The organism is Brachyspira pilosicoli (assembly GCF_019402445.1).
GTDB lineage: Bacteria > Spirochaetota > Brachyspiria > Brachyspirales > Brachyspiraceae > Brachyspira > Brachyspira pilosicoli_B.
Map to the genome: position 1 here is coordinate 1 of NZ_SRZM01000009.1, position 16951 is coordinate 16951.

General features: G+C 27.6%; 14 protein-coding genes. 13 read left to right on the forward strand and 1 reads right to left on the reverse strand.

The window, feature by feature from the left end; genetic code table 11:
* Window positions 1-122 precede the first annotated feature (122 nt).
* Window positions 123-1736, forward strand: a complete 1614-nt coding sequence (locus E6A48_RS00235; protein ID WP_219708051.1) for a peptide ABC transporter substrate-binding protein — start codon at window positions 123-125, stop codon at window positions 1734-1736.
* A gap of 205 nt (window positions 1737-1941) precedes the next feature.
* Window positions 1942-2964 carry a sugar kinase gene (locus tag E6A48_RS00240; RefSeq protein ID WP_157149428.1) on the forward strand — a complete coding sequence of 341 codons (1023 nt, stop codon included), beginning with the start codon at window positions 1942-1944 and terminating at the stop codon, window positions 2962-2964.
* Between the two features lies 1 nt (window position 2965).
* Here E6A48_RS00240 and E6A48_RS00245 read toward each other — a convergent pair whose 3' ends face one another.
* Entirely contained in the window at window positions 2966-3673 is a 708-nt protein-coding gene (locus E6A48_RS00245; RefSeq protein ID WP_014933461.1) for a GntR family transcriptional regulator, read from the reverse strand.
* Between the two features lie 301 nt (window positions 3674-3974).
* Between E6A48_RS00245 and E6A48_RS00250 the strand changes: the two genes are divergently transcribed.
* The 11 genes from E6A48_RS00250 (at window position 3975) to E6A48_RS00300 (ending at window position 16848) form a co-directional block, all read left to right on the forward strand.
* Window positions 3975-4883 carry a hypothetical protein gene (locus tag E6A48_RS00250; RefSeq protein WP_014933460.1) on the forward strand — a complete coding sequence of 303 codons (909 nt, stop codon included), beginning with the start codon at window positions 3975-3977 and terminating at the stop codon, window positions 4881-4883.
* 46 nt (window positions 4884-4929) lie between these two features.
* Complete coding sequence (gene uidA / locus E6A48_RS00255) at window positions 4930-6741, forward strand: beta-glucuronidase (protein ID WP_014933459.1); 1812 nt, start codon at window positions 4930-4932, stop codon at window positions 6739-6741.
* 68 nt (window positions 6742-6809) lie between these two features.
* On the forward strand, window positions 6810-8249 hold the full coding sequence (locus E6A48_RS00260; protein ID WP_014935671.1) for an MFS transporter: 1440 nt from the start codon (window positions 6810-6812) through the stop codon (window positions 8247-8249).
* 67 nt (window positions 8250-8316) lie between these two features.
* Window positions 8317-9942, forward strand: a complete 1626-nt coding sequence (locus E6A48_RS00265; RefSeq protein ID WP_219708052.1) for a mannitol dehydrogenase family protein — start codon at window positions 8317-8319, stop codon at window positions 9940-9942.
* An 18-nt stretch (window positions 9943-9960) separates the two neighbouring features.
* Complete coding sequence (gene uxuA / locus E6A48_RS00270) at window positions 9961-11028, forward strand: mannonate dehydratase (RefSeq protein ID WP_219708053.1); 1068 nt, start codon at window positions 9961-9963, stop codon at window positions 11026-11028.
* Between the two features lie 94 nt (window positions 11029-11122).
* Window positions 11123-12529, forward strand: coding sequence for a glucuronate isomerase (uxaC, locus tag E6A48_RS00275; RefSeq protein WP_219708054.1), 1407 nt, complete (start codon window positions 11123-11125; stop codon window positions 12527-12529).
* Between the two features lie 33 nt (window positions 12530-12562).
* Window positions 12563-13195 (forward strand): bifunctional 4-hydroxy-2-oxoglutarate aldolase/2-dehydro-3-deoxy-phosphogluconate aldolase, encoded by a 633-nt coding sequence (locus tag E6A48_RS00280; RefSeq protein WP_219708055.1) that lies wholly within the window; start codon window positions 12563-12565, stop codon window positions 13193-13195.
* Between the two features lie 121 nt (window positions 13196-13316).
* A complete protein-coding gene (locus E6A48_RS00285; RefSeq protein ID WP_219708056.1) occupies window positions 13317-13805 on the forward strand; it encodes a hypothetical protein in 489 nt (162 codons plus the stop codon).
* On the forward strand, window positions 13802-14584 hold the full coding sequence (mazG, locus tag E6A48_RS00290; protein WP_219708057.1) for a nucleoside triphosphate pyrophosphohydrolase: 783 nt from the start codon (window positions 13802-13804) through the stop codon (window positions 14582-14584). The genes E6A48_RS00285 and mazG overlap by 4 nt, the downstream gene beginning before the upstream one ends.
* 81 nt (window positions 14585-14665) lie before the next feature.
* Entirely contained in the window at window positions 14666-15850 is a 1185-nt protein-coding gene (locus E6A48_RS00295; protein WP_219708058.1) for an AI-2E family transporter, read from the forward strand.
* Between the two features lie 17 nt (window positions 15851-15867).
* Window positions 15868-16848, forward strand: a complete 981-nt coding sequence (locus tag E6A48_RS00300; protein WP_219708059.1) for a glycosyltransferase family 9 protein — start codon at window positions 15868-15870, stop codon at window positions 16846-16848.
* The last annotated feature ends 103 nt before the right edge of the window (window positions 16849-16951 follow it).

Genomic DNA, 16951 nt, shown 5'->3' on the forward strand with positions numbered 1-16951 from the left:
ATAGATATTATAATCTATTTTAATATTTTAATTTATTTTTTTTATTAATTAATTGATTTTTAATAATTGATGATATAATATATTTCCTAATTATTTAGAAAAAACAAAAAAGGTATTGATTTATGAAAAATATTATTAATTTATTTTTTATTTTTTTATTATCAATAGGCTTGATAATAACATCTTGTTCATCAAAAAATGAAAATCAAGGTGAAGGTTTATTTATAAATGTAGGTCCAGAGCCTAAAACTATAGACCCTACATTGAACATAGCCTCAGATGCTTCAGTTTACATAATACATGCATTTGAAGGACTTACAACAAAAAATAAAGAAGGTGTATTAGTAGGCGGAGCTGCTGAAAGCTGGGACATAAGCGAAGATGGACTTACATATACATTCCATTTAAGAACTAATGGAAAATGGTCTGATGGAACTCCATTAACATCTAAAGATTTTGTATACGCTTGGAAAAGAGCGGTAGACCCTAAAACAGCAAGCGAATATAGTTATCAATTTGAACCTGTAAAAAATGCTATGGCTATTAATTCTAGTAAAATGGAATTGGATACTTTAGGAATAAAGGCTATTGATGATTATACTTTAGAAGTAACATTAGAAAAACCTACTGCATATTTCTTGGAATTAACAGCATTTACTACATTCTACCCAATTAGAGAAGATATTATAGAAAAATACGGCAACAGTTGGACTATCAATCCAGAAAGCTATATAGGAAATGGTTCTTATGTGATGATAGAACGTAATATTGATAATAATATAGTAATGGTAAAAAATACTAATTATTGGGATTATGAGAATTTAGTTCCAGAAAAAATCACATTTGTTTTAATGGATAATCCTACAGCTTCAGTTGCTGGTATAAAAGAAGGCTCTTTACATTTTTCTGACAGAGTACCAGCTCAGGATATTGATACTTTAAAGGAAGAAGGATTACTTCAAATGGTTAAACGTCTTGGAACATATTATTATGCTGTAAATCATACTAATGAAGTTTTAAAAGACGGCAGAGTTAGAAAGGCTTTATCATTGGCTATAGATAGAAATTATATAGTAGATAATATAGTAAAAGCTGGTGTGCCTGCTGGTGCATTCGTACCTTTTGGAGCTCCTGATGTTAATGGAGATTTTAGAGAGGTAGGTGGGGATTATATAAGTGTTAAGCCTGAAGATTATCAAAAAAATATAGAAAAGGCTAAAAAGTTAATGGAAGAAGCTGGATATACAAATGGAGAAGGTTTTCCTGTACTTCAATTTATAGTTGATTCTAATAGAGAGATTCCTACATTTGAAGCTGTTCAGCAAATGTGGAAAGAGCATCTAGGAATAGATACTTCTGTAAGTCAGCAAGAATGGGCTGTATTTTTACAAACATTATATACTGATAAGAATTATGTTATTGGAAGAAGCGGATGGACTGCTGATTATAATGACCCTATGACATTCTTAGGTATGTTTTTAAGCTATAGTCCTCAAAACCATGCTCTATTTACAAATAAAGAATATGATAATTTGCTTCAAACTGCTATGAATACAATAGATCAGAATATTAGAATGGATGCTATGCATAAAGCTGAGAAAATATTTATGGATAATGATGTTATAATACCATTGTACTATTATGCTACACCTACTTTAGTTAGCCCTAAATTGAAAGGCGTTGTATATGATAGTTTAGCAAACCATAAATTTAGCTATGCTTATATAGAAAATTAATTATTAGCATATTATTTGAAAATTTTAAGGTTGAATAAGATGTTTAATTATTATATATCTTATTCAGCCTTTTTTATTTTAAAGCTTTTATAATATATTTATGAGTATATGTAATTTTTTTTAATATTTATTTGACAATTAGCTTTTAGTGTACTATTATAATATTATTGACATACTAGTATATTAAATAATTAGGGGTTATAAAATGTCTTATATAGTAGGCTTTGGAGAGATAATGTTAAGGCTCTCATCAATAGATAATGAAAGATTATTTCAATCATCAAAACTTAATGCAACATTTGGAGGTGTTGAGGCTAATATTTGTGTCTTGGCATCTATATTTGGATTAAAAAGCAGATATGTTACAGCCCTTCCAAATAATGCTATAGGTAAAAAGGTAGAAGAATTACTATTAAGCCATAGAGTGGATACTTCTGCAATATCTTGGGAAGGTAAAAGACTAGGAATATACTTTGTAGATACAGGCAATAATTATAGAAGTTCAAATGTAATTTATGATAGGGAATATTCTTCTATTTCTCAGGCTCTAATAGAAGATTTTGATTGGGATAAGGTTTTTAAGGATGCTTCTTATTTTCATATAAGCGGAGTAACACCTGCAATAAGCCAAACAGCTGCTGACCTTACGTTATATGCAGTAAAGGAAGCAAAAAAAAGAAACGTAAAAGTTTCATGCGATATCAATTATAGAAAAAAATTATGGAAATATGGCAAGACTATAGAAGAAGTAATGCCTGAAATTGTAAAATATTCTGATATAGTATTTGCAAATGAATATGATGCTGTAAAAATATTAGGAATAAAAAGTAATGTAAATGTAGATGGCGATATAAGCGATGAAGATTATAAAGACATTATGCAGCAATTAATAGATAAATATTCTCTTAAAATAGTAGTAACTACTAAAAGAGAGACAATAAGCTCTAATCATAATAATATATATTGTATGTTATATGCTGATAGAAAATTATATAAATCAAAAAAATACTATATAAAAAATATTATTGATAGAATAGGTACAGGAGATTCATTTGCAGCGGGTATACTTTCAGGCATTCTATTATTTGATAACTATCAAGATATATTAGAATTTGCTACTGCATCATTTTGTATAAAACATAGTATACCAGGAGATTGGAATTTAACAACAAAAGAGGAGGTAATAAATTTAATGAAATCAGAAAATGGCTTAGATGTAAAAAGATAAATTATTTAAAATATTCTGGAAATTTATTTTTTAAAAATTCCATGTCGTCTTTTACATGAGTTAAATGCATTTCCATAATAGGAAGAAGTTTTTTTATATTTTTTTCTTTTATATGAAGTAGTATATTACTATGCTCCGTTAATGTTCTTGTTCTATCCATTTCCATTATATTAAATATTCTAGCTCTGTTAAAATGTTTTATTGAATCTCTTATTAAACTAAAAGTCAATTTTTTATCTGCTATTGAAAATAATAACTCATGAAACTCATTATCTAATTTAAGAAGTTCATAAAATTTATTAGTATTTATATTTTTTTCATAATGTTCTATATTTTTATTTAATAATTTTAAATCTTTTTCTGAATGATTTTTACAAACCATCTTTATAATTTCTTTTTCAAGTACCATCCTCATAAAACTAGTTTCTTCAACTATACTCGTATCTATTAATGAAACCATAGTTCCTTTTTGAGGGTATATTTCTATCAAATTAATTTTCTCAAGTCTGGAAAAAGCCTCTCTTATAGGAGTTCTACTTATTGATAATACCTCACTTACTATTTTTTCACTAATAAAAGTACCAGGTAGCAATGTCATATTGATTATATTATATTCTAAGCATCTAACTGCATAATCCCCTATAGGCTCATTAGTTTCTCTATTCAATATTATTAAATTATCTGCATTATTATTCTTAGTTTTAGGCATAAATAAAAGCATATCCTTAAATTATTATTTTTTATTATTAATAAAATTATTTAGTAATTTTATATTAAAGTAAACAAATTATACTTAAACATATATGATTTTTACATATTAGCTTTTAATAATATTTTTTATTAATTAACAAATATTGTACTAAAGATACATTATTTATGAATAAACTTCAAGCCATAAAAAAAGAATAAAAAAATTAAAAATAGAACTTTTTTATAAAAAAATCATCTTTTTTATTGACAATGGAATTTATTTTTACTAAAATACTAGTATGTTAGTAAAGGAGCTATATATGAAAAAGTTATTAACTACTATCTTAACCATTTTATTATTAGCAGGTACAGTGTCATTTGCTCAGCAAGCAGCAAACACTCAAACAAACCCTGCCTATCAGTTTTTTAATGTATATCCAGGTTCAATGAAAATGTTGAGTTTTTACATTGAATATGCCTCAGGAGATTTAACAAGTTTGGGAACTGACCCTAAGGCAAAAAGAATGATGGAAAACTTCGACACAAAATTAACTTATATACAGACATTGAAAAATGCCCCATGGTTAGGTTTTGGATTTATACTTCAAGCACAATTTGATAATCCAAGCGTATATGATCCTACTTGGAAAGAGGGAAGTAGAAGCGGAAAAAATACTTCAAATCCATTTTCTATGGTTGAGTTAACAGGTAATATGCATTTATTTAATACTTTTAGTTTAGGATTTACATCTTCAGGAGATTTTGTATTTGTAATGTACTTGAATAAAAAACTTCCTGATGTTGCAGCATTCAAATCTCATTCTATAACATTTATGGCTCAGCAGAATATATATTTGAGAGGAAATCAATATACATATAATAACGATGGTACAAAAACACTAAATCAAGGCTGGTATGATGGTACTGAATTTAGAGTAGCTTATCAAATGCGTTTCAATGATTGGTTTGCTTTCAGACCTGAAGTACAATTTAAAATATTGTCAGGTGCTCAAACAGCATTTAAGGATTGGTACTGGATAAGATTTAATCCTCGTTTACAGTTCTTCCTAGAAGAATGGACTTTCTTTATAGAGCCTAGATTATTCTACGGTGGTATATTCAAACAAGATATGTCTGCTTTAGGAATAGGACATTCTGAATTTAATAAAAATGGATGGGGATTCGAACTTAAAGTTGGTATCGATTTAACAAAATTATTCTTTGATTAATTGATAATAAATTAATATTTAATATTTATGGAGGAAATTATTTTTTATGGTTAATTCTATGTTATATCCTAGAGAGAGTAGGACAAGAAGAGTAGTAGATATATCTGGTATGTGGGAGTTTAAAATTGATATAAATAATGAAGGCAGAAATAGCGGATATGCTAATGGGCTTAAAGATACTACATTTATACCTGTTCCATCTAGTTTTAATGATTTATTTACAGATAAAAATATAAGAGAACATGCTGGTGATGTATGGTATGAAACATCATTTTATCTTCCTTTGGAATGGAAAGACAAAGATGTTAATGTAAGATTTGGTTGTGCAACTCATGAAGCTACTGTATATATTAATGGAAAAGAAGTATGTACACATGTAGGTGGATTTATGCCTTTCAATGCTCCTGTAAATGAAGCAGGAATATTTGGAGAAAAAAATAAATTAGTTGTAGTTGTTAATAATGAACTTAGCAATACTACTATACCTTGTGGTCATACAGAAACTAAACCTTCAGGCAAAAAATATATTAAACCTTCTTTTGACTTTTTTAATTATGCGGGATTAAACAGACCTGTAAAAATTACTGTTACAAATAAGGAATATATACATGATATAGATATATTATCAGATGTAAACGGCAGTGATGGAATTGTAAATTATGAAGTACATACTACAGGCGAAAACAAAGTATATATAAAAATAAACGATGAAGAGGGAAAAGAAGTAGCAAGTTGTGAAGGTAAAAGCGGAAAAATAGTTATTAAAGATGCTAAATTATGGAATCCAAAGGCTGCTTATTTGTATAAGTTTATTGCATGCATAAAAAATGGCGATGAACTCATAGATGAATATTATTTAGACTTTGGTATAAGAACTGTTAAAGTTGAAGGAACAAAATTTTTAATTAATGGAAAACCTTTCTACTTTACAGGATTTGGTAAACATGAAGACAGTGAAATAGCAGGTAGGGGTTATAATCCTCCTGTAATAAAAAGAGATTTTGAGCTCATTAAATGGGTAGGTGCAAATTCATTTAGAACATCTCACTATCCTTATAGTGAAGAAATAATGCAGGCAGCTGACAGAGAAGGAATTGTTATTATAGATGAAGTTGCTGCTGTAGGTATGTTTGATGTAGGTTCTGTACTAAATCCTAGTGCATCAAAAACTGATTATTTCTCTTTAGATGAAGTACATAGCAAAACTAAAGAAGTTCATAAAAAAGCTGTTGAAGAGCTTATTAAAAGAGATAAAAATCACCCTTCAGTTGTTATGTGGAGTTTATTCAATGAGCCTGATACTTCAAAAGACGAAGCTGTTCCATATTTTGAAGATATATTTAATTTTGCTAAAAGTCAGGATAAGCAGAATCTTCCTAAAACTTTTGCTGCTATTCAGGCATCTTCTCCTGGAAAATGTAAGTGTATGCATTTATGCGATGTAATTACATTAAATAGATACTATGGATGGTATTTCTTGGGTGGTTATGAAATTGATATGTCAGAAGAAAAATTTAGAGAAGAAATGAATTTGTATTCTAATATGAATAAACCAGTTATGTTCACAGAATACGGAGCTGATACTTATGCTGGTGTTCATAAACTTCCTTCCGTAATGTGGAGCGAAGAATATCAATGCGAATACTATGAAATGAATTTCAAAGTTTTTGATAGCTATGACTTTATAGTTGGAGAACAATTATGGAACTTTGCTGATTTTCAAACTACTGAAGGAATATTTAGGGTAGATGGAAATAAAAAAGGTATATTTACTAGAAACCGTCAGCCTAAAGCCGTTGCTCATCTTATAAGAAGCAGATGGAATAAGTTGCCATTAGATTATAAATCAAAAAAATAATTATATATAAAATTAGGAGTAGAAGATTTAAATATTTTCTACTCCTTTTAAAAATTGGAGGTATGTATATGGATAATACAAATACTTATCATAGAGCCAAAATATGGCAAATAGCATTCTTTGCTTTTAATAATACTGCTACAAATTTATATATGTTCTTTATGTTTTTTATATCATACTATGCAACAGGAATGCTAGGTTTAGGAGTAGTTTTAGTATCTACATTGCTTACAGTTATGCGTATTTGGGATGCTATAACTGACCCTTTTGTAGGTTACTTACTTGATAAAACTAATGGAAGATTTGGAAAAAACAGACCTTTTATAGTAGCAGGAAATATTGTAATGATAATTTCTTGTATAATAATGTATAAATTTGTATATAAAGCTCCTCAAAATATGAGGCTGTTATTTTTTATTTTAGTTTATGCTGTATATATTATAGGGTATACTTTACAATGTGTTGTTACCAAATCAGCACAAACTTGTCTTACAAATGACCCTAAACAAAGACCTTATTTTACTATATTTGATGGAAGTTATAATGTTGTATTATTTGCTGGTATGCAGATTGTAGTTTCTAAAGTATGGATACCAAAATATGGCGGTTTTAATGCTGAGTTTTTTAATACTTTCTTAATCTTTACTATAATTGTATCTGCTTGTTTATCAGCATTAGCTGTAATAGGATTATGGACTAAAGACAGAACAGAATATTTCGGACTTGGAAAGCCTCAGTTAATTACATTTAAAGATTATTGGACTGTTATAAGAAAAAACAGAGCAATACAAATGCTTGTAATTGCAGCTTCTACAAGTAAACTTTTTGTTACTATACAAACTAACTCTATAGTTTTAGTTATGCTTTATGGTATAATATGCGGTAATTATGCACTTAGCGGAGAAGTATCTGCTATATATAGTATTCCTAGTATAATTATCATAATATTGGGTATGAAATTTATAGCTAGCCGTTTAGGACAAAGAAAAGCACTTTTGTTTGGTACTATAGGATGTATAATATTTGCTGCATTGTTGGCATTATTATTTATATTTGGAGATCCTACAACTATGAGCTTTACAAATCTTAATTTCTTTACTATAGCATTTATAGTATTGTGGATACTTATGCAAGGATTTGCTGGAATATCAACAAATATAGTTATACCTATGACTGCTGACTGTGCAGATTATGAAACATATAGGTCTGGAAAATATGTTCCCGGTTTAATGGGTACATTATTCAGCTGTGTTGATAAAATTATATCATCTTTCGCTACTACTATAGTTGGTTTATTAATAGCTATGATTGGTTTTAAAGAAACTCAGCCTACTCCTGATACTCCATATTCAACGGCTATTTTTTGGGTAACTATGTTCTGCGTGTTCTTTGCTCCTATGATTGGATGGGTGCTTAATATTATAGCTATGAGATTCTATCCTCTTACTAAAGAGAAAATGGAAGAGATACAGGGAGCTATAGCTGAAATAAAAGCTAAAAATTCATAAATAAGATTTTTGCTTGACTATTTATATTATTTTATTAAAATACTAGTATACTAATATGGGATATTATATGAAACTCAATATAGAAAATTTAAATGATAAAACTTTTTGGGATAATATTAATATAGAAATACCTAAATATGATATAAAACAAATTAGGGAAAATACATCTAAAAAACCTACTTGGCTTCATTTTGGTGCTGGAAATATATTTAGAGGTTTTATAGCGAGAATTTCAGATACTCTTTTGAATGATAATATAATAGATACTGGTATAATAGCTGTAGATACACATGCTGCTGGAAGAGATGATGATTATGAAATGATTGATAAAGTTTACAAGCCTTTCGATAATCTCACTCTTTTAGCATCTATAAAAAGCAATGGAGATATAGATAAAAAAGTTATAGGGAGTATAACTGACATAGTGCATGCTGATTTTATAAATTATTATGATGCATTGAAAAAAATATTTATATCAAGTTCTCTTCAGATAGTGAGTTTTACTATAACTGAAAAAGGATATTCAATAAAAGATTCAAGTGGAAATTATAATAGCATAGTTGAAGAAGATATTAATAATGAACCTAAAAAAGCAAAAAATATTATGAGTATTGCTACGGCTATGCTTTTAGAAAGATATAAAAACGGTGCTTTTCCTATAGCTATGCTTAGTATAGATAATTGCTCTAATAATGGAGATAAATTAAAATCATCTATTACCAGTATAGCTAAGGAATGGATAAAAAATGGTTTTGCTGATGATGGTTTTATAGAATATCTTGAAGATAGTAAAAAAACTGCTTTTCCTTTAAGTATGGTTGATAAAATAACACCAAGACCTTCTGAGATTATATCAAAGAAATTAGAAGATATAGGGCTTGAAGATATGTCGGTATTTAAAGTAGGGCATAATCCAATGTCTGCTTTTGTTAATGCTGAAGTTCCTGAGTATTTAGTTGTTGAAGATTTGTTTCCTAATGGAAGAGCGGCATTTGAAAAAGCTCATGTATATGTAACTGATAGGATTACTGTTCAAACTTCAGAAAAAATGAAAGTTACTACATGTTTAAATCCTCTTCATACATCTTTAGCAATATTTGGATGCTTGCTTAATTATAATTTTATATATGAAGAGATGAAAAACCCTTTATTAAAAAAATTAGTTGAAAGAATAGGGTATGATGAGGGTATGAAAGTAGTTGTTCATCCTAAAATTTTAAATCCAAAAGACTTTATTAAAGAGGTTATTGAAGAGCGTTTAGTAAATCCTTATATACCTGATTCTCCAAAAAGAATAGCTACAGACACTTCTCAAAAGATACCTATAAGATATGGAGAAACTTTAAAATCATATCTTAAAAATGGACTTGATACTTCTTCTTTAGTGGGTATACCTCTAACTATAGCTGCTTGGCTTAGATATTTAATGGGGATTGATGATGATGGAAAGTCAATGGAAATCAGTCCTGACCCTATGCTTGAAGAATTACAAAAATATATAAAAAATATTAAATTTAAAAATAAAGATAGTATTGGAAATAATTTAAAGCCTATATTATCAAATAAAACTATATTTGCTGTTGATTTATATGATGAAAAAATAAATCTTGGAAACAAAATAGAAAATTATTTTAGTGAAATGATAAGTAAAGAAAATGCTGTAAAAGAATGTCTAACAAAATATATAAATTAATTAAGGAGAATTTTGATTATGATAATGACTTTAAGATGGTTTGGAAAGAATTTTGATTCCGTAACTTTAAAACAAATTAGACAAATACCCGGAGTTAAAGGAGTTATAACAACTTTATATGACAGTAAAGTAGGAGAAGCTTGGAAAGAAGAAGATGTACAAAGATTAAAAAAAGAAGTAGAAGATGCAGGACTTAAAATATATGGTATAGAAAGTGTAAACATACATGATGATATAAAAATAGGACTTCCTAGCAGAGATAAATATATAGAAAATTATATAAAAACATTAGAAGTTTTAGGTAAAGCTGGAATTAATTTAGTATGTTATAATTTTATGCCAGTATTTGACTGGACTAGAAGCGATTTAGCTAAGGTAAGACCTGATGGAGCTACTGTTTTATCTTATGATCAGGATATAATAGACCAAATAGACCCTCAGAAGATGTTTGAACAAATTGATTCTAGTTCTAATGGTTTTGTACTTCCTGGTTGGGAGCCTGACAGATTAAGCAGATTAAAAGAGCTTTTTGAAATGTATAAGGGAGTTGATGATGAAAAGCTATTTGAAAATTTAAAATATTTCTTAAGTGCTGTAATGCCTACATGTGAGAAATATAATATAAAAATGGCTATACACCCTGATGACCCTGCTTGGCCTGTATTTGGACTTCCTAGAATAATAGTTAATAAAGAAAATATATTAAGAATGGTTAATAGTGTTAATAGCCCTTGTAATGGTGTAACATTATGTGCTGGTTCTTTGGGTTCTAATCCTAAAAATGATATACCTGATATAGTGAGAAGTTTAAAAGGAAAAATATTTTTTGCTCATGTAAGAAACTTAGAGCATACAGCTCCAGGTAAATTCCAAGAAGCAGCTCATTTATCAAGTGATGGTTCAATGGATATGTTTGCTATTATGAAAGCATTTTATGATATAGGTTTTGAAGGACCATTTAGACCTGACCATGGAAGAGCTATTTGGGATGAGGTTTCTATGCCTGGTTATGGACTTTATGACAGAGCATTGGGTGCTGTTTATTTACAAGGTTTATGGGAAGCTATAGAAAAAATGGGCAAGTAATTAAATATATGTTTGCAATACTTTTGTAATTATAGTTTATTATGAAAGTATTGCATTTATTTTACACTTTATAAATAAAGAGGTAATAAATATTATGAAAACTTTTATGGATAAAGATTTTTTATTATATAATGAAACTGCAAAAATACTTTTTCATGATTATGCTTGCAAATGTCCTATATTTGATTATCACTGTCATTTAAACACTCAAGAAATTTCTGAAAATAAAAAATTTAATAATCTAACAGAGATTTGGCTTTATGGTGATCATTATAAATGGAGAATGATGAGAGCTAATGGTATAGATGAAAAGTTTATAACAGGTGATGCATCAGATTATGATAAGTTTATGGCTTGGGTAAAAACAGTGCCTAATTTAATAGGTAATCCTCTTTATCATTGGAGTCACTTAGAGCTTCAAAGATATTTTGATATTTATGAAGTTATAAATGAAGACAATGCTAATACAATATGGCAAAAGGCAAATGAAAAATTAGAAAATATGACTGTTAAAGATATTCTCAAAAAATTTAAAGTTCATACAATAGGTACAACTGATGACCCAATAGATAATTTAGAATATCATAAATTGATAAATGAAGGCAAAGCTAAAATAGGAAAGATTGATACAAAAGTAGTACCATCTTTTAGACCTGATAAAGCTATAAATATAGAAATGAATGACTTTAGTGATTATATAAAAAAGTTAGAAGAAGTAAGTAAAGTAAATATAAAAGATATAAAATCACTAATTGAAGCTTTATATAATAGAATAGATTATTTTAAGACTTTAGGCTGTGTTTCAAGCGATTGTTCTTTATCAACTGTACCATTTAATTTAGATGATGAAAAAAATATTGATGGTATTTTCAAAAAAGCTATGAATAAAGAATCATTATCTATAGAAGAAATTGAAAAATATAAAACATACATTCTTATAAAATTAATAAAAAAATACAGAGAGTCAAATTTAGTTATGCAAATACATATCTCTGCTATGAGAAACAATAATGAAGTAATGTTTAAAAAACTTGGTGCTGATACAGGATATGATTCTGTTGGGGATTCTAATATTATAGAAAAATTATCATTATTATTAAAAACTGCAAATAATGATGGAGGGCTTCCAAGAATTATTTTTTACAGTCTTAATAATAAAGATTATTATCCTCTTTCAACTCTTATGGGATGTTTTCAGGAAGAAGGAATAAAAGGAAAAATGCAATTAGGCTCTGCTTGGTGGTTCTTAGACAATAAAGATGGAATGGAAGAACAGATAAAAGTACTTGCAAATACTGGTTCTTTGGCTTTATTTGTAGGAATGCTTACTGATTCTAGAAGTTTTTTATCATATTCAAGGCATGAATATTTTAGAAGAATATTATGTAATATTATAGGTGAGTGGGCAGAGAAAGGCGAAGTACCTAACGATATTAAATATTTAGGAAATATTGTAGAGAATATATGTTTTAATAATTCTAATATTTATTTTAATAGTTAATTATTAGAATATTAATAATTTTTGGAGTTTTTTATGTTAGAAAAATATATACAAAATAAAATAATACCGGTAGTTGTTGTAGAAAATGAAGAGGAGATAAGAAATATAGCAGAACTTTGTTTGGAGTATCTTCCTTCTATAGAATTAACTCTAAGAACAGAGTATGGATATAAGGCTTTAGAAATATTAGCTAAAGATTATTCAAATCTTCCAAGAGCTGCTGCTACAGTTTTAAGTACTGAACAAGTTGATAGAATACTTGATTTAGGAACAAATATAATAATAAGCCCAGGTTTTCAGCCTATAATGCTTGAATATGCCAAAAATAAAAATTATCATTATATACCAGGGGCTGCAACTCCTGCTGAGCTTGAACAATGTTTGGCTTATGGACATAAATATATAAAATTCTTTCATGCTGGTCTTTATGGAGGAATTAATTGGATAAAAAATATAGCACCTGTTTATCAGCATACAGGAGTTAAATTTATGCCTTTAGGCGGTGTGAGCATTGATAATGTAAAAGAATATCTTCAAAATAAACATGTATTTGCATGTGGAGGTTCTTGGTTATGTCCTAGAAACTTAATGGAAGAGAAAAATTGGAAAGAAATTAAAAGAAGATTTGAAGAAGCTAGTAAATTAATAAAAGAACTTAAAAACTAATTACTAAATATTTCTCCTAAAAATATAAGTTAATATCCTATAAAATATTAAGTTAATATAAATATCAATATTGACATTATTATATTAACTTAATATAATGATTTTCATTAAGGAATGTTTTATGGAATTAATTTTATATATAATAATAGGTATAATTTGGCTTATAGTAAGCCTAATACAAAAGGCATCGAAAGGCAATTCAAAGAAGGTTAATAGACGCAAACCTATAAATAAAAAAGCCGATACAAATAATAAAAAGTATTATAATAATAATAATGACGATGAGATATATAGAAATCTTAGAAAAAGCATAAGTGAATTAAAAAATATAAATGAATATGAAGAAGATGAGGATTATGACGAGTATGAATCTGATAATGAAATATTAGAAGAGCAAAATAGATATGCTTCTAGGATAAGAGAAATAGAATCTCAAAAGTCTAAGATTATGGAAGAAAGTCCAGTATTCAATAATGTAGTTAACAATAAAAAACATGTTAATCATATGCTTACTTCTTTGGATATAAAAAATGCTATTATATATAACGCCATATTAGAGCCTAAAAGAATAAACTATTATAGAAGATTAAAGAGAGAAATAAATAAATGAAATCTTTTGAAGAGTTAATATCTATAGTAAAAAAGCTTCGCGGTGAGAATGGTTGTGCTTGGGATAGGGTTCAAACATTTGATAGTTTAATACCTTGTTTTTTGGAAGAGGCTTACGAGGTAGTTGAGGCTATTAATAATAAGGATTATGAGAATATAAAAGAAGAGCTTGGGGATATTTTGCTTCATGTGGTATTTTTTTCTGAGCTTGCTAATGATGAAAATAAATTTAATATAGATGATGTTTGTAAGAATATTAATGAAAAACTTGTGCGAAGACATCCGCATGTATTTGGGGATAGCCAAGTAAAAGATGTTAATGGTATATTAAAACAGTGGGAAGAGATAAAAAAAGAAGAGAAGAAAAATGATAATAAAAGCATATTAGACGGCATACCAAAATCTTTGCCTATAATGGAGAAATCATACAAGTTAATGAAAAAAGCTGCTAGTGTTGGTTTTGAGTATGATAATATAGATGACTCTTTAGAGAAGATAGAAGAAGAGCTTATAGAAGTAAAAGAAGCATATAATGAAAAAGATAAAGAGCATTTGGAAGAAGAGATAGGCGATTTAATAATGACTGTTTTAGATTTTGCCCGTATGAATAAAATTAATCCTGTCAATTCATTATTAAGAGTAAATGAAAAGTTTAAAAGAAGATTTCAATATATAGAAGAAATGTCAAAAAAAATGAATAAAAGCTTAGAGAGCATGAGCTTGCAAGAGATGGATAATCTTTGGAATGAATGTAAGGCAATAGAAAAAAATAATAGTTAGTAAAAATATTTATTTACTTCTTTGACAATATTAAATTATATAATATAATATTTGTGTATTTAAAATATATTAGGAATATAGATGAATAAATATAATATAGGTCAAATATTTTTTATTACTTTTATCTTTTTATCAATATTTATAATGTATCAGCTTTTAAAACCATTTGGTATGGTGATATTTTTTGCTTTAGTTTTTTATGTTGTTTTATCACCATTATTCAAAAAGGCTATAGGTAAAAGTTATGGTAAAGAAGATAAAATATCTATGATTAAAAGGCATACTTTGGCTTTATTATTTTCTTTAACATCTTTAATTATATTTTTAGTTCCTACTAGTTTGTTATTATATACGATAATAGTTCAGCTTATAGATATATCAAATATTGGTATAAAATATTTTATGAATTTAGATTTTAATTCTATTTTAAATAATGATAAATTAAGAGAATTATTATCAATGCTTCCTGTAGAAATATCTGCAGCAGAAATATTAAGAAGAATACAAGATAGTTTATTATCAAATTTAACTTCTGTTAGTTCATATTTAACTCAGAATGTGGCAGGCATATTAAAAGGAACAGGTAAGTTTGTAAGTTCATTTATATTTATGATGTTTTCTTTGTTTTTCTTTTTTGTAGATGGAGAATATTTAAAAGAGCAAGTAAGTTCATTAATACCTATAGAAAAAAAATATTTAGATAGATTATTTAAACAAGCTTCTGAAGGTATAAGAGGAATCATATTTGGAAATTTATTTACAGGTATATTTCAAGGTATTTGTGCTTTTATAGTTTATTCTATATTTGGAGTTACTAATTCTTTAACTTTTGCACTTCTTACAATCATAGCTTCATTTATGCCTATAATAGGTACTACTATTATTTGGATACCTCTTGGAGTGCTTTTTATAATTAATGGAGAAATTTTAAGAGCTATAATATTTTTAGTAGTTTCTTGGTTCTTTATTACTATACCAGACAACTTTGTTCGTCCTTTGCTTTTGGGAAATAGAATAGAGCTTCACCCATTGTTTATATTCTTTGCTATATTGGGAGGAGTTTTATTTTTCGGGCTTTCTGGAATCATACTTGGTCCTTTAACTTTTATATTATTCTTTGAAATTATGAGAATGTATAATGAAGAGAGATTATTTTCTGATAAAGAAGAGAAAAAAAGAGCTGTCAATAATTCTGTTAGAATAAGAAGAGTCAATAATTATAAAAGACATCATAGACAAAATAGACCAAATAGAAATAATATTTAAAGGCTTTGTTTTTATCAATGAAAATATTAATAGTAGGAATGAATTATATTGGAGATACTATATTTATCACTCCAATTATAAGGGCTATAAAAAAACATTATGGAGAAAATTGCACTATTGATGTAATAAATGGAAGCAGAGGAATTGATATATTAAAAGAAAATCCATATATAAATAATATTATAGTGAGAGATGAGAATAATTTAGAGTTTATAAAAAAAGAAAATTATGATATAGGTTTTGCAGCAAACACATCATTCGTTTCAGCATCTATTTTAAAAAAAGCTAATATACCAGTGAGAGTAGGTGTTAATAGTGAATGCAGAGGATTTTTACTTACGCATAAAACTTCTTGGAAAAAACATAGCAGACATATTGTTGATACTATGCTTTCAATTTTAAAATCTTTAAATATAAAAGATGATGGTTTTTACACAGAATTATTTTTAAGCAAAGAAGAAGATGCATTTGGTTATAACAAAATGAAAGATTATAAAAATGCCCTAATAGTTCATGGAGGAGCTACACGCATAAGTAAAAGATATACCCATTTTGTAGAGTTAATTAGAGAGTTTAAAAAAGAGTTTAACGATGTGCCTATAATTATTATAGGCTCTAAAGATGATGTGTCTTTTGCAAACACCATGAAAGAAAATATTAATGATATAATAGATTTTACTGATAAACTTACAATAAGAGAGCTTATATCTGTAATAAAATATTCATATGCTTTAATTGGAGGCGATAGTGCCCCTTTACATATTGCAAATGCACTTGGAATATATTCTATAGGCATATTTGGAGATACACTTCCTTTAATATATGGAGTTCGAGGAGACAAGGCTTTTAATATAGAGGCGAGAGAAAAATATTGTAATAAAATAAAAAGTTTTCATTGCGAGTATATAAAGAGAGGCTGTAAAACTATAGATTGTTTGAATAAGTTAGATTATAGAGATATTTTGCCATATTTAGTATCTATTTATAAAAAATTATAAAAATCAATTTTTAGTTAATTTATTATTTTCATATGTTTATTTGTTGGGACTAGCCACCTGCGAAGCGTGCCCATAGGGTACACACCCCCACTTCTTTTGCGAC